This is a genomic window from Dyadobacter chenwenxiniae, from assembly GCF_022869785.1.
GTDB lineage: Bacteria > Bacteroidota > Bacteroidia > Cytophagales > Spirosomataceae > Dyadobacter > Dyadobacter chenwenxiniae.
The window spans coordinates 3,817,023-3,838,501 of the sequence record NZ_CP094997.1 but is presented as its reverse complement, the minus strand read 5'-3'; the positions used below and the strand labels follow the sequence as shown (position 1 = coordinate 3,838,501).

17 protein-coding genes are annotated in these 21,479 nt (G+C 45.3%); 7 read left to right on the top strand and 10 right to left on the bottom strand.

Going from position 1 to position 21,479, the window contains the following annotated elements:
* The first annotated feature begins 17 nt into the window (after nt 1-17).
* Nucleotides 18-449 carry a hypothetical protein gene (locus MUK70_RS16410; protein WP_234606100.1) on the top strand — a complete coding sequence of 144 codons (432 nt, stop codon included), beginning with the start codon at nt 18-20 and terminating at the stop codon, nt 447-449.
* Here MUK70_RS16410 and MUK70_RS16405 read toward each other — a convergent pair.
* Nucleotides 442-1,218: an alpha/beta fold hydrolase gene (locus tag MUK70_RS16405; RefSeq protein WP_234653806.1), complete on the bottom strand. Its 777-nt coding sequence runs from the start codon at nt 1,216-1,218 to the stop codon at nt 442-444. The genes MUK70_RS16410 and MUK70_RS16405 overlap by 8 nt on opposite strands.
* 360 nt (nt 1,219-1,578) lie before the next feature.
* On the opposite strand from MUK70_RS16405, the gene MUK70_RS16400 reads away from it, so the two are divergent.
* A complete protein-coding gene (locus tag MUK70_RS16400; protein WP_234653804.1) occupies nt 1,579-4,932 on the top strand; it encodes a TonB-dependent receptor in 3,354 nt (1,117 codons plus the stop codon).
* 81 nt (nt 4,933-5,013) lie between these two features.
* Here MUK70_RS16400 and MUK70_RS16395 read toward each other — a convergent pair whose 3' ends face one another.
* Nucleotides 5,014-5,925: a patatin-like phospholipase family protein gene (locus MUK70_RS16395; protein WP_234653803.1), complete on the bottom strand. Its 912-nt coding sequence runs from the start codon at nt 5,923-5,925 to the stop codon at nt 5,014-5,016.
* 178 nt (nt 5,926-6,103) lie between these two features.
* On the opposite strand from MUK70_RS16395, the gene MUK70_RS16390 reads away from it, so the two are divergent.
* Entirely contained in the window at nt 6,104-7,078 is a 975-nt protein-coding gene (locus tag MUK70_RS16390) for a polyprenyl synthetase family protein (RefSeq protein WP_234653801.1), read from the top strand.
* A 287-nt stretch (nt 7,079-7,365) separates the two neighbouring features.
* Nucleotides 7,366-8,739 carry a leucine-rich repeat domain-containing protein gene (locus MUK70_RS16385; protein ID WP_234653799.1) on the top strand — a complete coding sequence of 458 codons (1,374 nt, stop codon included), beginning with the start codon at nt 7,366-7,368 and terminating at the stop codon, nt 8,737-8,739.
* Nucleotide 8,740: 1 nt separating this feature from the next.
* Here MUK70_RS16385 and MUK70_RS16380 read toward each other — a convergent pair whose 3' ends face one another.
* Genes MUK70_RS16380 through MUK70_RS16370 form a run of 3 tightly spaced genes read right to left on the bottom strand, consistent with a single transcriptional unit; the run spans nt 8,741 to nt 11,266 of the window.
* Nucleotides 8,741-10,426, bottom strand: coding sequence for a DUF5916 domain-containing protein (locus MUK70_RS16380; protein ID WP_244784411.1), 1,686 nt, complete (start codon nt 10,424-10,426; stop codon nt 8,741-8,743).
* Nucleotides 10,311-10,919 (bottom strand): carbohydrate binding family 9 domain-containing protein, encoded by a 609-nt coding sequence (locus tag MUK70_RS16375; protein WP_244784409.1) that lies wholly within the window; start codon nt 10,917-10,919, stop codon nt 10,311-10,313. Before MUK70_RS16375 ends, MUK70_RS16380 begins: the two co-directional genes overlap by 116 nt.
* 47 nt (nt 10,920-10,966) lie before the next feature.
* Complete coding sequence (locus tag MUK70_RS16370) at nt 10,967-11,266, bottom strand: DUF3817 domain-containing protein (RefSeq protein ID WP_234606108.1); 300 nt, start codon at nt 11,264-11,266, stop codon at nt 10,967-10,969.
* A 95-nt stretch (nt 11,267-11,361) separates the two neighbouring features.
* On the opposite strand from MUK70_RS16370, the gene MUK70_RS16365 reads away from it, so the two are divergent.
* A complete protein-coding gene (locus MUK70_RS16365) occupies nt 11,362-13,914 on the top strand; it encodes a TonB-dependent receptor (RefSeq protein ID WP_234653795.1) in 2,553 nt (850 codons plus the stop codon).
* 259 nt (nt 13,915-14,173) lie between these two features.
* Here the strand turns inward: MUK70_RS16365 and ccsA (MUK70_RS16360) are convergent, their stop codons facing one another.
* The 5 genes from ccsA (MUK70_RS16360) to MUK70_RS16340 all read right to left on the bottom strand — a co-directional run bounded on the left by ccsA (MUK70_RS16360) (nt 14,174) and on the right by MUK70_RS16340 (nt 18,908).
* Nucleotides 14,174-16,768 (bottom strand): cytochrome c biogenesis protein CcsA, encoded by a 2,595-nt coding sequence (ccsA, locus tag MUK70_RS16360; protein ID WP_234653793.1) that lies wholly within the window; start codon nt 16,766-16,768, stop codon nt 14,174-14,176.
* The gene (locus MUK70_RS16355) at nt 16,765-17,199 is read right to left on the bottom strand and encodes a cytochrome c maturation protein CcmE domain-containing protein (RefSeq protein ID WP_234606114.1); all 435 of its coding nucleotides are present in this window, start codon (nt 17,197-17,199) and stop codon (nt 16,765-16,767) included. The genes ccsA (MUK70_RS16360) and MUK70_RS16355 overlap by 4 nt, the downstream gene beginning before the upstream one ends.
* Before the next feature lie 6 nt (nt 17,200-17,205).
* Nucleotides 17,206-17,430, bottom strand: a complete 225-nt coding sequence (locus MUK70_RS16350; RefSeq protein ID WP_234606115.1) for a CcmD family protein — start codon at nt 17,428-17,430, stop codon at nt 17,206-17,208.
* Nucleotides 17,431-17,493: 63 nt separating this feature from the next.
* On the bottom strand, nt 17,494-18,192 hold the full coding sequence (gene ccsA / locus MUK70_RS16345; RefSeq protein WP_234606116.1) for a cytochrome c biogenesis protein CcsA: 699 nt from the start codon (nt 18,190-18,192) through the stop codon (nt 17,494-17,496).
* 38 nt (nt 18,193-18,230) lie between these two features.
* On the bottom strand, nt 18,231-18,908 hold the full coding sequence (locus MUK70_RS16340) for a heme exporter protein CcmB (protein ID WP_233795774.1): 678 nt from the start codon (nt 18,906-18,908) through the stop codon (nt 18,231-18,233).
* A 171-nt stretch (nt 18,909-19,079) separates the two neighbouring features.
* Between MUK70_RS16340 and MUK70_RS16335 the strand changes: the two genes are divergently transcribed.
* Nucleotides 19,080-19,307 carry a FeoA family protein gene (locus MUK70_RS16335; protein ID WP_234606117.1) on the top strand — a complete coding sequence of 76 codons (228 nt, stop codon included), beginning with the start codon at nt 19,080-19,082 and terminating at the stop codon, nt 19,305-19,307.
* 29 nt (nt 19,308-19,336) lie between these two features.
* Nucleotides 19,337-21,472, top strand: a complete 2,136-nt coding sequence (feoB, locus tag MUK70_RS16330) for a ferrous iron transport protein B (RefSeq protein ID WP_234653791.1) — start codon at nt 19,337-19,339, stop codon at nt 21,470-21,472.
* Nucleotides 21,473-21,479 lie beyond the last annotated feature (7 nt).

Genomic DNA, 21,479 nt, shown 5'->3' with positions numbered 1-21,479 from the left:
GAACAAAGTTAAAAACAATGAAACGGTTACTATACATACCCTTCTGTATCGTCCTGATGCTGTCATGCAAAAAAGACACGATGGATGCTTTAAACACCGCCAGTTTTGTAACCATTCAGGGCAAATGGTATTTGGCGGCAATTGAAAAAAATGCAATCGACGGCAAGAAAAGCGTTTGGGAACCCATCGACCCCACCAAAGCAGATACACTGATCTTCCGGTCCGACGGCGTGATCCTGGAAACGGACGGCAAGCCTGCCTGCTGTGCACCCGGAACACTTATTATCAATGGAACGGTCACGGCTGTGAAACCGGAGATAGCGCTTCCTGCAAACCCTTTATGCGCACTTGTTAATTGCGGGAACTGCCCGAGCTGGGAAATTCAGATGTCCGATAGGGAATTGATTATAATGCCCTGTAACAATCCCAGGCTTAAATATGTCAGATAGTTTCGTCCAGGAACTTTAAAAGCGCTGCAACGAAAGCTTTCGGCTGTTCGGCCTGCACCCAGTGTCCTGCATCCGAAATGGTTTCAAGCCGTGCATTTGGAAAAATTTGCAGTATTCCTTCCCAGTCTTCGTCAACAATGTATTTGGAGTTCTCGCCCTTGATAAATAGGGTGGGGGCTTCAATTTTTTGTTTAGCTACAATTTCCGATCCCACTTTGCTCATATCCGATGTCAGAACGGGCAGATTGAACCGCCAGCCAAAGCCGCCTTCGTCTTTTCTATACAGGTTTTTCAATAAGAACTGGCGCACGGCTAATAAGGGTTCATATTCGCTGAGGACTTCGTCTGCCTGGTGTCTGGTTTCAATCTCATCAATGGGAATGGCATTCAGCCCTTCCAGTATTTTTTTATGATGAATAGGGTACGCTTTTGGGCCGATATCCACAATGACGAGCTCTTTAATGCTTTCAGGATAGGTCACTGCATATTGCATCACCGTTTTTCCGCCCATAGAATGTCCGATAAGGATAGGATCGGTAATCTTATGTTCGTCTAAAAATTCTTTCAAATCCGCGGCTAATGTTGGGAAATCCAGCGATCCTTTCTGTGGGGAACGTCCGTGGTGACGCTGGTCTACCAGAAAAACTTTAAAGCCATGCTCGGAAATGGTCTTGCCGATGGTGAGCCAGTTGTCGAGGAAACCAAACACGCCGTGAAGGATGATCAGAGGTCTTCCGCTGTCACCGATTTGTTTATAATTGAGTTGCATGAGAACGCTTGTTAAATGTTTCTTTTCTTAGTAGAAATAATACTATATATGTGATTTCATATGCTGAAATCACGAATTGCAAAAGTCGTTAAAAAAACTTGTCAAGACATCAGAAATCGGTTTAAAAGCACTGAGACGCATCCGGCCCTTTCTTAACAATTTGTTAATGTCAAAAATATTGAAGTATTGTTACAGAATTCTGCATTATTCCAACAAATCAGGCAGTTACGCTTATTAGTATTGTATTTTAGTAGGATTTGCAATTTTGTTATTGATATAAAAAAGAATTTATTTTACGGTAAATATTACTCATCAGCCTTGATGAAGCTACTAATATTACAAACCAAATCAACCAAATTTATGAACAGGAAAAGTTTACTTTTCAGGGCAGCGAGCTTAGCGCTGGTTGTCTTCTTATTATCCCTGTTTAGTCCCGAAGTCCGGGCGCAGGTCACTTCATCAGCAATCACGGGTCGTGTGGCGGACAGCAAAGGAGAGGTGCTGCCGGGAGCAACTGTTGTAGCCATTCACGTTCCATCCGGAAGTAAATACGGTTCCGTAACCAATGATCAGGGACTTTACACTATCCCTGCTGTGCGTGTTGGCGGGCCATACACGGTGACAGTTTCTTTCGTTGGTTTCAGCGATAAATCACAGGAAAATATCTTTGCAAACCTGGGAACAGCCGCGAACGTAAATTTTGATTTACAAGACGGTTCTACCGAACTAAGCGAAGTGATTGTAACCGGCGCCGGAAGCGACATTTTCAGTTCCGATCGTACGGGAGCTGCTACAACATTCAATAAAGGCCTGCTAACCAGCCTGCCAACATTGGGAAGAACGCTGAACGACATTACTAAATATAATGCATACGGTAATGGCCGGTCATTCGGAGGCCAGGACAGCCGTTATAACAACTTTACCATTGACGGTTCGGTTTTTAACAACGGTTTTGGATTGGGTAACGAAGCAGCAGCCGGTGGCCGGACAGGTTCTTCGGCGATCTCGCTGGACGCGATTGAAGAGGTGCAGATCAACATTGCGCCTTATGACATTCGTCAATCCGGCTTTGCTGGTGCTGGCATTAACGCGGTAACGCGCTCAGGAACAAACGAATTCTCGGGTTCGGTTTTCCATTTTTTCAAAAACAAAAACCTTGCGGGTGACAAAGCTGATGGTAACACCATTAGAATCAATGAATTTAATGAGAAGACCACTGGGTTCCGTTTGGGCGGCCCGATCGTTAAGAACAAGCTTTTCTTCTTTGTCAACGGTGAATTCGTAAAACGTTCGAGCCCTGCACTGGATTTCGTTTTGAACCGTGGTCAGACAGGAAGCAACGTTTCCCGCACAACAGCGGCGGACCTGGAAGATCTTGGAGCTTTCATGAAAGAAAAATTCAAATATGATATCGGTGCCATCGATAATTTCAATAACGAAAACACGAGTAAAAAATTCCTTGCGCGCATTGACTACAACATCAGCGACGCACATAAACTGACATTGCGCTACTCACACCACGATTCTGATTCAGACGTGCTGATCAGCCAGAGCAATAGCAGTAACACAGCCGGTTTTGGTAACCGTACCAACTCATTATCGGCAATTTCTCCTCAAAATACAGGCTACATTATCCAGGATAACACGCGCTCTTTCGTAGCAGAACTCAACTCTAACTTTGGAGGCAAATTCGCTAACAACCTGATCGGTACATTCAACAAGCAGATCGAGGACAGAAAGTACAAAGCGCCGCTTTTCCCAACCGTGGAAATCCAGAAAGACGGATCGACTTACACGACCATTGGTTCCGATCCTTTCACACCTAATAACCGTTTGGATTACTCCACATTCAACATCACGGATAACCTGACGTATTTTGCCGGAAAACATACATTCACTTTGGGCGCTTCTTACGAGCACTTTAAGTCGAACAACTTGTTCTTCCCGACTTCCAATGGTGTTTATGTGTACAAATCAATCCAGGATTTCAAGAATGCAGCGAATGCATATCTGGCAAACCCTAATCTGACGGTTGCGCCTGATACATTGGTTCGTTTCAATTATCGTTATTCGTTGCTTCCAGGCGGAGCGGCACCTTGGCAGGTTTTCAAAACACAAACGGCCAGTCTTTACATTCAGGACGAAATCCAGGTTGCGCCGAACTTCAAGGTTACAGCCGGTCTTCGCGGAGATTATATCACCATCCCGAACACTTCGAAGCAATACTATAATGCTGATGTGGCTGCACTGACATTTAAGGATGATAAAGGTGAAAATTATAAGGTGAACACGGGTAATGTTCCGAAATCGCGTATTTACTTCTCGCCACGTATCGGTTTCAACTGGGATGTGAAAGGAAACAGGATGACGCAGGTGCGCGGAGGAACGGGTTTATTCTTGTCAAGAATTCCTTATGTGTTGATTTCCAATCAGTTGGGTAACAATGGTGTGAACTCGGCGACGATCGGAGTGAACAATACGGTGAATTATCCGTTTACTCTGGATCCATCGAGATATAACCCGACAAATTCAGCAAAATTGACAGGATATCAGGTGAATGCTTCTGACGAAGATTTGAAATTTCCACAAGTTTGGAAAAGTAACATTGGTATCGATCAGCAACTGGGTTGGGGTGTAATTGCAACTGTTGAAGGTATTTTTAACAAAAACTACAATGCATTGCGCTACATTGACGTGAACCTTCGCTCTGCAAACGCAGACTTCGCTGGCCCTGACAATCGTGACCGTTTCCCTGCATCGGGACTTTCGGGAGGCGCTGCAACAGAAGCACGTCTGATTAATGGAAAGGACGTTTCTAATGTTTATGTTTTGACAAACACGAACAAAGGATACTCTTACTCCATCACGGGTAAACTGGAAAAAGCGGCAACACGCGGCTTTGGCGGAATGGTAGGTTACACTTACGGACAGGCCAAAGATGTGGCTTCTGTATCGAGTACAGTTGAAGGTAATGTGCCGGGTATCAATGGTTTAAATAATCTGGACCTTGCATGGTCAGGTAACGACTTGCGTCACCGTTTTGTAGGCTATGTTTCCTATCGCAAAGAATACGGCGGTAAAATAGGTGGAGCAACGATGATCACATTGGGTGGTGTTTCTAACAGCGGCACAAAGATCTCTTACATCAGCTCAACGGATATGAATGGTGACGGACAGAACAACGACTTGCTTTATGTTCCCCGCAATGCTTCCGAAGTCACGTTCGCGCCCTTGACAACTACGGTGAACGGCAAAACTTTCACTTTCTCGCCAGAGCAGCAAACAGAAGCGTTCCAGAGATATATTGATAATCATCCTTATTTGTCAGAGAAAAAAGGACAGTATACAGAGCGCAATGGCGGTGCCTATCCCTGGTTGACGCGTTTCGATCTTACACTTGAACAGGATTTTTATGTAAAAGTGGGAGCAAAAGACAAGAAGAACATTATCCGTTTGCGTGCTGACGTTTTCAATATCGGAAACATGATCAACAACAAATGGGGCGTAGGAAACCAGGTAACTGTATCTTCCAACTCAACACAGTCCAACCCGCTTAACTTCGCAAGCGTTTCGGCGGACGGCGTTCCTTCATTCAGAATGGGAACGCAGGTTGTGAATGGTGAGCCTGTTTTGGTTCGTGATGCATTTGTGAAATCACAAACAATTAATGATGTTTGGCAGGCACAAATTGGTATCCGCTACATCTTTAACTAATGGTGGGTTAAGCTCATTATTAATATAGCAAAAAAGTCTGTTCCGGTCCGGGACAGACTTTTTTTTTATAAAACACTATTTTTATTTCTGCACTTTTTCTGCCATTGCCATAATCGACTGCATTCCCGCGCGGTAACCTTCTATAATAAGCCGGGAAATGTCTTCGGAGTTGAAATGTTGCAGATCCAGAAAAAGAGGTGCTGCAGGGCGGATAACCGTAAGCTTCATGGGCTTACCACGCAAATTGGAGCGGTCTACAAAAGACTCCGCCCAGGCAATGTTGCTGTTAACAATCTGATTCACAGTGATATCTCTTACGCGCTCAATCAGGGTAATCAGGTTTCGGGAATTCATGTCTTCGGGTTGGTATAAAAGCGGAGAGTGGCAGGCGATGAGCACAATTTCGGTTGCGCCGTCTTCAATGGCTTGCCGGATCGGTGCCACTTCACGTAAACCTCCATCGAGGTAAAGCTGCTGCTCGATCTCTACTGCGGGCATGAGCATGGGAATGGATGAGCTAGCATATACATAACTTAAAAAATGCTTGCTATCCGGTGAAGCATATTTGATTTCTCCGCTGCCAATGTTCACTGCGCCTACTTTGAGCTTAACCGGATTATCGCGGATGTAGGCATCATTCACATGCTTGCGTATGAGCGAATGCAGGGGCAAAGGGTCTACAATCCCGTCGAAACGGCTCATTAATGTGTTCATTCCCAGCATTACCCGGGATCGGAGCATGGAGATGTCCTGCGGCTGCGTGATGTTTTTGATCCAGAATTCCAGCAATTTCCTGCCTGCAACGGGCCATTGGATTTGCTTTTTTTCGTGAAGCTGCTTGCCTGCTTCGTTGACCAGAAACGTAGCGTTTAATGCGCCAACAGAAATGCCATAGATCATTTCGGGTTCAAATCCATTTTCCAGCACGGCTTGTATGACGCCGACCTGAAATGCCCCTTTCATTGATCCTCCTCCCAGCACGAGTGCTTTCATGTGATTATCCTTATTTTTTCAATTCTAAACATTTTCAAAATAAAATTGATATAAACAGAAGATTTTATTCCAAATTTGAAGATTAGAGTTCAGAAGCGGAAAAACCAGTAAAATATAATTTTGCTTCTATCCAGCGCCTTTTATATCAGGAGGGATTGTTGAGCCCTCGTCCATTAATATGACCCTTTCAATAAAGGAAATTCAGGTCCCGATTGCAGATGAAATGAAAGCTTTTGAGCAGAAGTTTCGTCAGTTTATGAAAAGTGATGTAATGCTGCTGGACCAGATCATGAATTACATCGTTCGCCGCAAAGGCAAGCAGCTCCGGCCCATGTTTGTGTTTCTCTCTGCCGGTGTGTGCGGCCAAATCTCCGAATCGACTCACCGGGGCGGCGCGCTCATCGAACTGCTTCATACGGCTACGCTCGTGCATGACGATGTAGTAGACGATTCTAATTACCGCCGCGGCTTTTTCTCTGTCAATGCATTGTGGAAGAACAAAATAGCCGTGCTTGTGGGTGATTATTTGCTTTCAAGAGGGCTTCTTCTTTCGGTGGATCACGGTGAGTTTGATATATTAAAAATCGTCTCAACTGCGGTTAGAGAGCTAAGTGAAGGGGAGTTACTGCAAATAGAAAAAGCGCGCAGGCTGGACATTAACGAGGAGGTTTATTATCAGATCATTAAACAGAAAACAGCCTCGCTCATTGCATCCTGCTGTGCTGTCGGCGCCAGCTCTGTGGGTGCAACCGCAGACATTGTGAAGCGTATGCACGCTTTTGGCGAAAAGGTAGGCATGGCGTTCCAGATCAAAGACGACCTTTTCGACTACGGCGAAGACGAGATCGGTAAGCCGCTTGGCATCGACATCAAGGAAAAGAAAATGACGCTCCCGCTCATTTACGCACTGAATAAGGCGAGCTGGCTGGAAAAGAGAAAGATCATCAACATTATCCGCAACGAAAGCCACAAACCCAAGAAGGTTAGCGAAGTGATTGCGTTCGTTAAGGATTCAGGCGGCCTCGGTTATGCGCAGCAAGTTATGCAGCGTTATGTGGAAGAAGCCCGCGCGCTATTGTATGAATTTGCCGAATCACCGTACAGGCATTCCCTCGAACAGCTTGTTCAATATACGATTGAAAGAAGTAAGTAGCTTGATTAGGGACTTTTAATGAGTTGAATGAGTGAATGAGTGAATGAGTGAATTTTGAATGAGTGAATGATTGAATGACTGAATACCTTCTTTTTGGTTTTAAGTATTAGTTTTAACTGGACAATCCAGAATTTTACTCACTCATTCACTCATTCGCTCATTCATTCAGTCATTCAATCATTCATTCATTCATTCCCTCACTCCTCCCCATGACAAATATGTAAGTAACTATAATAATATGACTAAACTTTTAGTTATGTTAGTACTTCCATAAAAACCTTTTCGTCATGAAAGCTATTTTATCTGCATTGATCTGCATGTGCGTACAAACCGCGTATGCACAAACCAAGGTTTTATCCTCCAAAAATGTTGAGAAAGAAGGCATTGACAATATCAAGCTAGCCAACGAATACGCGAACGCCGAGCCGTCCATGTTGACAGAGGTCATGAAAAAGGCCAGCCTGATCATTGCTTCGGCATTTCCTGAAAATCCCAACCCCGGGATCTCCGTATTTACCCAAATATATGTCAATGAGTCCGGAAGCCTGGATTATCTCATTTTCGACTTGCGTACGGGGGAAGGATACAACAAGGATTCACTTGATGAGCACGCGAGATATGCGTTTCTGACCGGATTCGACGGTTGGAAGGTTTCCAAACCAGGTAAGAAATTTTCGGTTGTAGCCATGAGAACCATTGGCAAACAACCCGTTGTGCGTGATGTCCGTCGAGGAGACAGCGTTGTGATTGATCTCAAAACGGCGCTTGTTTTTCAGGATACGTTGAAAATCAAGCGACTGCATTTAAACCAGTTGGAGTTAAAAACATTGCCGGATGTCATTTACCGGTTTCCAAATTTAACTGAACTTTATCTGGGTGATAATGAGTTAAAAGCCGTTAGCATTGATATGAAACGTCTGCCGAGACTGGCACAACTGCATTTGCAGAAAAACCAGCTTACGGAAAACGGATTGAAGCTGACTGCGAACAAGACATTAACATTGCTGAACCTGAAAGAAAACAAATGCAAAGACATTCCGAATGCCGTCCGGAAGTCTAAAAAGCTCGCAACGCTTTGGCTCGGTGGTAATGAATTGTCCGGGCTATCCAATCGCAGTTTCCGCAAATTAAAGCAGGTTCGCGACCTTAATTTTTATAAATCCGACATTGCGCTTCTGCCAAAAGGCATCAAAAAAATGAAGAACCTGGAAGTGCTGGACCTTTATTATAACAAACTGGAAACGTTGCCGGGCAGCATTACCAACCTGAAAAAACTGACGCACATGGCCATTTCCTACAACCAGATCAAAGCACTGCCTGAACGCATTGACAAGTTAAACAAGATTCACACGCTATATGCCCATCACAATCGGCTAAGCAAGCTTCCTTCTGGTATAACCAGGATGCAAAACCTCAAAATCCTGGATCTGGGTTTTAACTGGTTTACAGATTTCCCGCAAGAACTGACTGCATTTGTAAAATTGCAGGAACTGGACCTTTCTTCAAACAATTTCCCCGATTTTCCCGAGCAGCTTTTGGAGATAAAGCAATTGGAAAAGCTCTATCTCCGGGGTAACCCGTTTGTTAAAGACGATGCCGAGAAAAAATACAGCAGACAGCTCGGGCAGCTGAAAAGCAAGAATATTGAGGTCTTTTATTGACTTACAAATTCCACCAGTAAGTAAATTTCAACACAACGGCGCGGTTCTTGACCCGGAAATTTTCCGGGAGATAATTATCAGTATAAACGATAAAAAGGTCGGAAGCCGGCTTGTAACGCCATTGCAGGCGGGCATTCAGGTTGATGTTATCTGCCTGATTGTTATACTGCATGAACGTCGTAAAAAAGAGGTTGTTTGTGAATGTGAAGTCCAAACGCGGGCCTACAAGCCAGAGTTGGGTTCTCTTCCACGGCTCAGGGAGTCGTATGTCGTTGTAGTTCCCGGCCATTGTGATGGCAACGTAAGGCTGAACGCGGTAGCCAAGTTCGGCGCGCAGGTTATTGCGGTTTCCGTTTTGATAATACCCACCAAAAATACCCGATGCGGCGTAAGTAAGTCGATTCTGCGGACCGGAGACAATGTCGAAACCCGCGGCCTTCCAGTTATGCTCACTGCCCGTTGGCAATGTGCCCACGCCCAGGTTCGTAGGGTCAAAGGGCCTCAATAAGCGCACATAATTGCTTGAACCCCAAACTGCCACTGTTGCACGGTTAATAAAGTTCAGGTTATAGGAAAGGATAAATTCACGATCACTGAGATCGAATTTTTTATCCCAGAAAACATTGCTGATCAGTTTTGGGCCGTGGCTGATAATCCTGGGATCTTTCACGAAAAAAAGATAACCCACGTTCGGGCTGATTTTATAATAACCCATCCTGACCGCATTGGGCACGTAGCCCACCTCGGCGTTGTAATTTTTGCCCACATATTCATGCTGCCATTGCCAGAAGAAATTGGCTTTATTGAATTTCAAATCCGCCGCGTGTGTGAAATCATCCGTTGACTTTCCAGGCGTGAATGATTTGAGGACCATTACTTTTCCTGTCCACAGATTTTTGGCACTGGCTAGGTTAAATTCAGCTCCGATGTTACGGTTATAGCGGTTTGTGGCGCTATGCCGCTCTAAATTATAGTTTGTCGCGTCTTTGTTTACGAAAATAAAACGGACATTGGAACGCGCCAGCAACTGCCGTTGCAGTGCGAAAACAGCATAGTTATTCCTGGGGGTAAGGCTGTCGGAGGAACCCGTTTGCACATCAAGCATTCCGATTCGCCAGTTTTTATTAATCTTTCCGCTCATGCGGGCACCAAACTGGATCGGGACTCCCAATCCGATGCGCCGGGAGAAAAAAGGCCGAATGGTAGCGTACCCGAAATTAGCAAAAAGGTCAGCGTTTTCGAGAAAGAACTGACGCCGTTCGGGGAAGAACAATTCAAAACGGTCCAGGTTGGTCTGCTGGACATCCACATCTACCTGGGAAAAGTCGGGATTAACCGTCAAATCAAGATTAAGGGAAGGCGTGAGTCCAATCTTCACGTCACCACCGACGGCAGGCTTGTATTTGTTGGGTGTGTCTTTTTGAAAATCCTTTGTCAAGCGATTTGCAAAATAGGGAATAACGGAAATGTTGGGGCCTGGGTTGGGCGGCGGCACATCCCACGCGAGCACGCCCGTATACGCAAGTGAAGCGGAAGGAAACTGGCGGGGAACAGGTGCCCATGCCGATTTTTCAGAAATGGTCAGGTCCTGACGGCTGAAATTGATACCCCATTTTGTGATCCCGGGTTTGTAGCGAATGCTTTTGAATGGGATAGCGGGCTTCCCAAACCCATTTATCATCATCATTTTTAACAGCACTCACCCATTTATTATCCCAGCTCAAATCGACCGTTCCGCCGTCTCCCTGCTGGCCATCCCATGGGGCGCCTGCTGCATTGGCACCGAATGAAAAACCGTTGGTTTTGTCATCAAATGTGTCCATGAAAAGAAGGAAATTGTCATTTTTTCCGAAAGAAAAGTCCCTTTTCAGCGATTCGACAATGATTGAGCCTTTAACTGGTTTATAATTAACAACCAGAATGTAGAGGTTTTCCTTGTCATAACACATCTTTACATCCGTAAGCGCCCGGGAAAAACTGGTGTCCATGGGCGTGATCATAAAAAAGTTGTTCGCAATCTCGGGCGACTCCCAGGCGAGGTCGTCGGCAACGCCGTCAATATTTACGGATGACGTCGCGGAATGAATATTGTACTGATATTTTTCATTGGGTTTCTGAGCAATGCTTTTGGAAATGATTAAACAGAAAAAAATAAAGTTTAGGATAGAAATTTTTCGCACTTGATCGGGGTGTAGGAATGTATAAAAATGTAGGTTTAGAAGGTTTTTTACTCTCGGAACCACTTTGCATCCGCATAAAATGTACCAAACGGCACAAGGGACGAAATGAATGACAGTAATGATTTTTTGAAAGACCAACTTCTTTCCGTGGCAACCTGGATCAATAAAATGACAAAAAGGACGAAAAGAACACCATGGACCATGCCTACGACACGGACGGCTTGCGGAAGTCCTGCGATATATTTCAATGGCATCGCAATCCCAAGCAATACGAGGTAAGAAATCCCTTCAAGAAATGCAACAATGCGAAGGCGGCCAAGGGCAGATTTTATCAGCGTGGAAATCATAATTAACAGATGGTAAGCGTCAGAATTTAATTGTAAATATACGCTTCAAAAAATTCGGAAAGGCAGAACAAACTAAAAATCAAACACCAACATTTATGACAAAATCAATTTTTACGTGTCTGCTCCTGCTGGCGGGTTTTTGCTCGATAGCGCAGGGCTTTAAGATTTCCGGGAGGGTTCTTGATGCGCAGGGAGAGCCGCTGATTGGTGCTTCGGTTTTGGAAAAAGGAACGAACAACGGCACCATTACAAATGCGAGCGGAGCATACACGCTTTCCGTGAGCCGCTCCAATGCAGTTATTGTTGTGACCTTTGTGGGATATAGCATTGTCGAGCGAGAAGCTAAGGCGAACGCCACGCTGGATTTCACATTAGCGGAAGCATCCATTCTGAACCAGGTGACCGTTGTTGGTTCGCGCAACGGTAACCGGTCATCCACGGACACGCCGTCGCCGGTGGATGTGATCGATATTCGTGAAATTACGACGAAACAAGGCCAATTGGATGTGAATCAGCTGCTGCAATTTGCGGCTCCTTCTTTTAATTCAAACAGGCAAACCGGTTCCGATGGTGCAGATCACGTAGATCCTGCCTCACTTCGCGGCCTCGGCCCTGATCAGACATTGGTTTTGATCAATGGAAAAAGGCGCCATCAATCTGCATTAGTTAACCTTTTCGGATCAAGAGGTCGTGGAAATACGGGCACAGATCTGAATGCTATTCCCGCCGCAGCCATTGAGCGCATCGAAATTTTAAGGGACGGGGCCGCGGCGCAATACGGTTCGGATGCAATTGCGGGCGTGATCAACATTGTTTTGAAAGAAACGGTTGACCAGCTTACAGCAAATGCAAATGCCGGAATTTATAAGGCCAAATATCGATTTGATAACAAGAATTTCGACGGCCTGAATTATAATGTTAATCTCAATTATGGCTTCAAAATCGCGGAAAAAGGTTTTGTCAATGTGACTGCCGACTATAATTTCCGCGATCACACCAACCGCGCCAACACCGTCTCCGACGAAGCCGACCTGGCCAGAAGGCAGTATGGCGACCCGAAGATCAATAACGCGGCATTGTATTATAATGCGAAAGTTCCCCTCGGTCAGAATTTTCAGGTTTATAGTTTCGGCGGCATTAACAAGCGCAAGGGCGACGCTTATGCCTGGACGCGATTTGCTGACGACGACCGCAATGTGCCGTCGGTTTATCCCAACGGCTTTGACCCGATTATCGCCAGCACAATTGATGACAGGGCTGTTACAGGTGGTGTACGCGGCATTTGGAAGTTATGGGACATTGATTTGAGCAACACTTACGGTTATAATAAATTCCAGTTTGATGTCCGTAATTCGATTAACACGTCCTTAGGCGAGGGGTCGCAGACGGAGTTTGATGCGGGTGGCTTTCAACTAGCGCAGAATGTGACTAACCTGAACATTTCGCGCTACTATAAGGGTATTTTGCAAGGTTTGAACATTGCTTTCGGCGGAGAATTCCGGACTGAGCGTTACAAGATCTTCGCGGGAGAGCGGCCATCATACTATAATTATGATCCGACATTAGCGGGCGGGTCACAAGGGTTTCCAGGTTACAGTCCTGCTGACGTGACGGACCAAAGTCGTTCCAATGCAGGTGCATATCTCGACATCGAAGCCGATTTGACTAAAAAGCTGCTGATTGATGCAGCCGTTCGGTTTGAAAGTTACAGCGACTTTGGTACGACATTGAATGGAAAAGTGGGTCTGCGTTACAAAATCACCAATTCAATTGCTCTGCGCGGATCGGTAAGCACCGGTTTCCGTGCGCCGTCACTTGCCCAGAAATATTTCAATTCCACATTTACCAATTTTGTCAACGGGGAGGCTGTGGATGTGCTGCTGGCTAACAACAATAGCGATGTTACCAGGTCGCTTGGTATTCCAAAGTTAAAGGAAGAAACTTCACAAAATGCCAGCATAGGACTTACGCTGAACCCTGCACCAGGACTTTCGGTTACGGTGGATGGTTATTATGTGAAAGTGAAAGATCGCGTTGTGCTCACCGGCCAGTTCAGTGACGAGGACGAGGATATTGGCAATTTGCTGAAAGCATTACGGGTAGGAAAAGCACAGTTTTTTACCAACGCATTGTCTTACACAACTACAAAAGGAATTGATCTGATCGTGGCACATTCTGCTGCATTGGGCGTTGGGCGATTAAGCACGACATTGGCAGCTAATTTCAATCAAATGGACCTTGGGCCGGTTAACACGGTTCCGAGATTGCGGGGAAAAGAGGACACGTATTTTGATGAAAGGGAGCGGCGCTTCGTGCTTGCTTCTGCGCCACCTTCAAAAATCAACCTGACATTCGATTACGCAATTGATAAGCTCAGTTTTATGCTGCGTTTTGTCCGTTTCGGAGAGGTGAAGCTGGCAAACTGGGATTATGAGCTTGATATTTATAATGCAAAAGTTCAAACTGATTTGACGGCAAATTATAAACTCAACAAGAACTTTTCCATTTCCATTGGCGGAAGCAACATTCTGGATGTTTATCCGGATATGTCACTGCCGGCGTTAACGGAATCGGGTGGCGGTTGGGATCCGGTTCAGATGGGCAGCAATGGCGCCTTTTTCTTTACACGGCTTGGTTTCAGGTTTTGATAAATCTATTAAATTGTAAAACTAGGAGGCCATCATTTCCATCGCGGCCGTTTCGCCGGAAACGATGGCCGTACTTTACCATCAAAGAACTTAGCAATTCAGCTTGTTCAGGAAGCTGTACATCTTTACAACAATTACAGGCCACACCTAGCATTGCAAATGGAGACACCTGAATACTTTTACCAACAAAAATCCCAGCTGCATATACAACTGGGAGTATCATAAAATCTGTCGACCTATTTTAGGACGACTCAGAATGTTAAACAGCCTGAGCCTTGATCTTCGGTTTTTTATCGGTCGACTGGTTTTCCCTGTCTCTAATTTTGATGAAGTCCTTAAACCGGCGGATAGTCGCCATCAAGAATCCGATCATTAATACAAATGTGCCCAGCCAAAGAACATTGATCAATGGTTTTTCAATGGCTTTCATCACGATAAAGTCGCGCTGGGTGGTGTTCACTGCGAACGAGAACTGTCCCGTCTGAGGATTGATCTCCTGAAACTGGATGCGCATGCCCAGGTCGTTGTTCACCTCAGGCTTACGTGCCACCATGCGGTCGCGGATCACGAACGATGGGGTTACCACATATTCTTTATCTTTATCCAGCACACGGATCACTGCCTTAACCGCGGCATCTCCCTCGCCCAGCTTCACGCCCTCAACCTGCTCCGTACGCACAACGTTATCCAGGATCGCGACGTAATCGTTCACAAAGAATGTGTCGCGCATGCTGATCGTGAAGTTCTCCGTCTGGCTCCAAACCGGCTCTGCAGTAGGATTGGTAACCATGTTTACGTGCGTATAAAGATCCTTGTCGAGCTTCCGCTGAATGTCCGGAGAGGAAACAATGCCACCCATTCTCGGATTAATCTGCACCCTTGGAAAAAGGCTGAAAATCCGTCCTGACGGCTCCCTGTATTCGATTTCGTAATAGAAGTTTTCCGGGAAAAGCTCAATAGTGTCCCCTTTAACATTATACTTTTTGCCGTCGACAACAATGTCTCTTAAAGCAACGGCGTGAAAGTCACCTTCAATGATATCTACCCAACTTTTTGGAATATAACCGGGGATTTTGCGCGGCTCTACGCGCACATCGCGCCAGGTAAGCATATAGTCGCCCATTTTCTCAGGCTTGTTGAGCCAGAGCGTAATGTTCTCTTTGTTTTCTTTATTGTCATTATTCGTAAATTCCTCGCTCCGTGAAATCATCAAACCCGAATTGTTGATCGAAACAACTTTGGTATAAGCAGAAGAGAACAAAATTCCAATCAGCATCAATGCAACGCCAATGTGCGTAATCGCGCCGCCCGACAGGTTGTAATTACCACGGATAATGTTCAAAAGAATGGTTCCGTTCGCTACAATTGCAAAAACAGCAGACGTCAGCAGAACGATATATTGAATTTCTTTGACACCCTGGACAGTAATGATTGCCGCACTAATAAGCAGGGAGATAAGCAAAGGGTTATAAAGGGCCTGCAATTTATTTTGACCAACCCTTTTCCACCAGAAAAACTGCCCTACACCGGTCAGAATGACGATCAGCGAGAAAAACCAAAGCTGGAATTTGTTGTAATGGCCGATCTGATCCGCAGGAAGCGCCATATTCAGGACGGTTCCGAACGCTTCGGCGATTTTGTTGTAAACCGGAATTGAAGTCGTTGCAAGAATCTGGAAACCCGACAAGCACAGCAATGTTGCGCCGATAAAAATCCAGAATTCCTGGGAATATGTGGAAACTTCCTCTTCGTCACTTGGCAGATCCTTCCAGCGATAAATTAGAAGACCAATTGCAACGAGCGTGAATGTTAAGAGATAAATCAGCAGCTGACCAGAAAGTCCCAAATCTGTAAATGAATGCACAGAAGCATTACCCAAAACGCCGCTGCGCGTCATGAATGTGGAATAAAGAATCAGGATAAATGTCGCTATCGTGAGGATAAACGAGGTTTTTAGCGCTGTGGCATTTTTACGTCCGATGATCATGGTATGCACTGCGGCAACCAAAATCAGCCAGGGCACAATAGAAGAGTTTTCAACGGGATCCCAGTTCCAGTAACCACCGAAATTCAGCGTTTCATAGGCCCAGTAAGCGCCCATTAAAATCCCAATGCAAAGAATCATGGCCGAAAACAGCGCCCAGGGCAATGCCGGGCGAATCCATTCCTGGATCTTTTTAGTCCATAACCCGGCGATCGCGAACGAGAATGGAATTAATGTTGTGGCAAAACCAAGGAACAGGGTAGGAGGGTGAATGACCATCCAGTAGTTCTGCAAAAGCGGGTTAAGTCCGTTCCCGTCCTTTGGGATAAAGTTGGGATCCATCTGATATACAGGTAGATCTGGCATTACTTCTTTAAGCAGCAAAAATGGTGTTGAACCAATTTTTAGATCCAGGCCCGGAATGACAATACCCAGGATCATGGAGGTCAAAAATGCCTGGACCAATGCGAAAACGGTCATGACCGGAGCTTCCCAGGAACGATTTGTGAAAATCAGTACACATCCCAAAACTACATTCCAGAAGATCCACAAGAGGAAACTTCCTTCCTGATCTTGCCAGAAACTGGAAATGGTATAGCCAGTTGGCAATGAAAGCGACGAGTTTTTCCAGGCGTAATGATATTCAAAATAATGGTTTCCAATAATCCAGTACAGGGAGAAAACCACGCCGATCACAGCTGCAACGTGGAAATAGAAGACGGCACGGCCGAATTTTTTCCAAACCTTGGCATCTTCGACATTAATGCCCGACATCCCCGCTTTGAAATAAGCGAATGTGGCGACGAGCGCAGTTACAAAAGCAATAATTACCAGCAGGTGACCTGCACTTCCGATTGTGCTGTGAATCATGATTGTTCTGCTGTATGTTCAGTAGTTTCCATTTTGCCGTTCTCGTATTTCGATGGGCATTTCATGAGGATTTTTTCGGCTGAAAATTGACCGTTGATCATTTTGCCTACCACAACAACCTGCTCTGATTTATCAAAATCCTGCGGTTTTGAGTTTTTATAAACGACTCTCTGCTCAACCTGGTTGTTGTCAATTAATGTAAATGCAAAATAATTAGGATCGACCTGCGGCTGATATTCCATGCCTATAATGTGCCCGGATGCATCTTTTTTAAGCTTGCCCACCACGTGAATGCTTTCCGCATCACCATCCTGCGCCATTTCCTTCGCTTTGGTAAAATCGACGTAAGTGCTCGCGTCGCCGGCTGTTGACACGATGATGCCAATAGCCACAGCAATGATGATCAAACCGAATATTTGTATCTTTTTCATGAAATTTTACTTGATATTTAATTCCTTTTCGATTTTGCTTACTTTGGAATCTATCCGAAGCATATTGATTGCAATTCCCGCAAAAATAACGGCAATGACAGCCACAACAACCCATATTTTGCCATCTTCACGAAGCTTGTCGGCCATAGCAACGCCATTGTCAACGGCTTGCGCAAACAAGTTTCCCGAAATCAAAAATAGGGTTAACAGCAAGAGGGAGACTTTTTTCATTGTATGGGTAACGGTCTAAAATCTTAACGAAAATTTGATTTAAAATGTTTGTATTGGATAAAATTAGTGCGTGTTTGAGGCAGTTTTATCGGAGGCGATCAATGCTTCGTCCCTTACCCGGTTGATCACTTTAATCCGGACCCGAAGCTCAGCCAGCCATAATCCCAGCAGAATGTAGCCGATAATGGCTGGGTAGAAAACCTTCCTGATATTATTATCGAAATCGTAGGAACCGAATGTGCTGTTCCCGCCGCTGCCAGGGTGCAAAGAATCGGTCAGCCGCGGCAGGATGTAAATGATTGGAATAAAAACGGCGAATGCAAAAATGTTATAAACCGAAGAAATCCGGGCTCTGCGTTGCTCGTCCTCGAAGGAGCTTCTCAGCAAAAGGTAAGCGAGATAAATCAGGATGCCGACTGCTGCACCATTCAGTTTAGGGTCGTTAGGCCATGGATCGCCCCAGGTATAGTTGGCCCAAACGGAGCCGGTAAGACAGCCTAAAATTCCAAAGAATATGGCAGATTTGGCCAGTTCGCTTGCAATGTCGTCGTCACCTATGCGTCCTTTATTCAAATAACGGATTGAAAAAATCATGGACGCAAAAAGCAGCGTAGTCATGGCCAGCCATAGCGCTACGTGAAAATAGGTGTTACGAATGCTTTCATTGATGATGGCAAGGCGCGGAACCGGGCCCATCAGACCCATAACAATGACATAGAATATGATTACTATGCAGAGGATTTTCCACCAGGTCTTTCTCATTTTACTCGTCTACTTTAATGCTTACTCGCCAGTCTAAATTAACTTCTCCACAGATAGGGAAAAAGCAGATAACTGAGCGTAATTACTATGAGATCAATTGATAACAGTGTGCTGATTTCGTCCGTGCTGACCGACCAATCCAAACCATCCATTGCGTTTTTGGCGAGCTTGATTGTCATGAGCAGCATCGGTAATATAATCGGGAAGCTCAAAACAGCCATTAATGTTGCGCTGTTGTCTGCTTTGGATGCAATGCCTGCCACAAGGGTAAGCACGGATGCGAAACCGATGGCGGCAAGGAACAGGCAAAGAATAAAAAGTCCCATATCACCGATCGCATTGCCCATTACAAACGAATAAAATACAAACCCCATTCCTGATAATAGTAACATTATCAATGAGTTGTAGATTATTTTTGAAATAATAATCGCCTGTGGACTGCAAAGGCTGTAATAATAAAGCAATCGGCCGTAGCGCTCCTGCGAGAAACTTTTAGCAATTGCATTCACCGCAGTGAACAGAATGATGATCCAGAATAGTGTGTTCCAGACAATAGGAGTGAGTTGGTTTCTTCTAAGATTAAAGCTCAGGTAGCAAACGAAAACGGTGCTGATAACGTAAAGTAACATGCCGCTCAGCGCATACTTTTGACGCCATTCGAGTGTAACTTCTTTCCAGATAAGGGTTTTAATCTCGTTCAAAATTCCGCTGCTCATTTACTCTTTGCGCTGCAAAAGTACTACATAAAGCCTGAGGGAAATAATAATTTGATCATGATTTTCCATGATTTATCCGGGTGTGGGCACAATTGCAAAAGTTATGTTTGAATTGCGGTGTGATAGTGCTTTATTTGCAGTTTAAATAAAATCAATCTAAATAAGGAGTGTATGTCAGCTCGTACGGTCAGTCATCTTCGAAAGGGCGAAAAGGGGGTCATAAAATCTTTTACGGATCGGGCAATGTCGTTGAAATTACTGGAAATGGGCTGTTTGCCCGGGTGCGAAGTGCGCCTGGATGCGGTTGCGCCATTTGGTGATCCGATCTGTATCAATGTTGGCGGCTCCTATTGTCTTTCGCTCAGGTTGAACGAGGCGGCTGTGATTGAGCTTGAATAAGCAATACGTTCCGATTATAAGCCTCTCCATTGAAACAAGGGAATATAAAAGTTGCGCTGGTTGGTAACCCGAATGCCGGCAAGTCTACATTATTTAATGCATTAACTGGTTTACGACAAAAAACCGGGAATTTTCCGGGTGTAACCGTTGAAAAAAAGTCAGGAACTTTCAAGCTTCCAAGCCAGTCCGGGCAACCCGACGCTGCTGCCATCGTTGTAGACCTTCCGGGAACATACAGTATTTATCCCAAATCCAGGGACGAGAGCGTTGTAATGGACATTCTCGCCAACCCTGCACACCCTGATTTTCCGCATGTCGTCGTCGTTGTCGTTGACGCATCCAACTTGCAAAGAAATCTGCTTCTTTTTACTGAAATCAGCGACCTTGGCCTGCCTTGTGTTATGGCACTCAACATGCTGGACGTTGCGTCGAGTATGAACCTGACTGTGAATGCTGTGCAGCTTGCCATGAAATTGAATGTGCCCGTTGTGCGGATCAATGCGCGGACGGGAGAAGGGTTGAAGGGGTTAAAAGAAGCGATCAGGCAAATGGCCGACCGCGTTGAAAAGCCGGAACTGGCTTATTTTTACGAACCCAAAGATAACGAGATCGATCTTATTGCAGATGTCAAGAGAATGTATGCGCTTGATAATGATTATGTTGCATTGCAATATGTTTGTCAGCATGATAACTTCTCCTTTTTGGAAACGCCTGCGAGGGTTGCGCTGGACGAGCTGATCGAAAAGCATAATTTCGATGAGAACAGCTTTCTGGCAGCTGAAACGATTGCGCGATATGAGAAGATAAAGCCAATTATCAGTAAATCTGTAAAATCTGCCGGGCAAACCGAACAACCTTACTGGACGCGTAAGCTGGACGGCATTTTGTTGCATCCGTTCTGGGGCTATGTCACATTCGCGGCAGTGCTGATCCTTGTTTTCCAGGCCATTTTTTCCTGGGCGACTTACCCAAGCGACTTGTTGGATGAAGGTATAGCAGCAACAATCGAGTGGACAAAGGGAATCTTACCAGAGGGATTTTTGAATGACCTGATCACTGATGGCATTATGGCAGGGCTTGGCGGCATTCTGGTGTTTATTCCACCGATTGCGATTCTGTTCGCGCTCGTCTCTATATTAGAAGAATCGGGTTATATGGCGCGTGTAATGGTGATTATGGATAAATTAATGCGGAAGTTCGGGCTCAATGGCCGAAGTGTTGTTCCACTTATTTCCGGCGTTGCCTGTGCAGTGCCAGCGATCATGACAACGAGAAGCATTAGCAGCCGTTACGAACGTTTACTGACCATTCTGGTGACTCCATTAATGAGTTGTTCAGCTCGTTTGCCGATTTATACAATCTTAATTGCATTGGTTGTGCCGCCTACAAAAGTGCTCGGTTTTCTGAATATTCAGGGCCTGGTTTTGTTTGGATTATATTTTCTGGGGTTAGCAGGCGCGCTGACGACTGCCTGGATTTTGTCATTGTTCGTGCCGAGAAAGGAACCCGGTTATTTCATGCTTGAAATGCCCTCTTACAAGCTGCCACGCTGGGGACATGTGGCATTTACCATGTATGACAGCGTAAAATCCTTTGTGCTGGAAGCAGGTAAGGTCATCATGGCCATTTCGATCATTCTCTGGGTTTTGTCAACCTACGGACCGGGTGACAAAATGGAGAGGGCTGAGGCAGAAGTTGTTTCCAGAATGGCGCAGGCTCCCGAGGAGCAGGTGAATGCAGCCATTTCTTCCGCTCGTCTTGAAAATTCCTACGCAGGTCATTTCGGACATTTCATCGAGCCGGTTATCAGGCCATTGGGTTATGATTGGAAAATCGGTATCGCATTACTGGCTTCATTTGCGGCCAGGGAGGTTTTTGTAGGAACAATGGCCACGATTTACAGCATCAGTGGTGATTTTGAGGATGTCCCAACCGTAAAAGAGAGGTTAATTAAAGAGAAGAATCCGGACACCGGCGGAGCTATGTTCACCCCGGCCGTTTGCTACTCTTTGCTTATATTCTACGTCTTTGCCATGATGTGCATGAGCACCATCGCCGTAGTCCAACGCGAAACCCACGGCTGGAAATGGCCTTTGATCCAGCTGGCCTATTTAATGGCGCTGGCATATGTGTCGGCGTTTGTGGTTTATCAGGTTTTGAGTTAGTTAATGC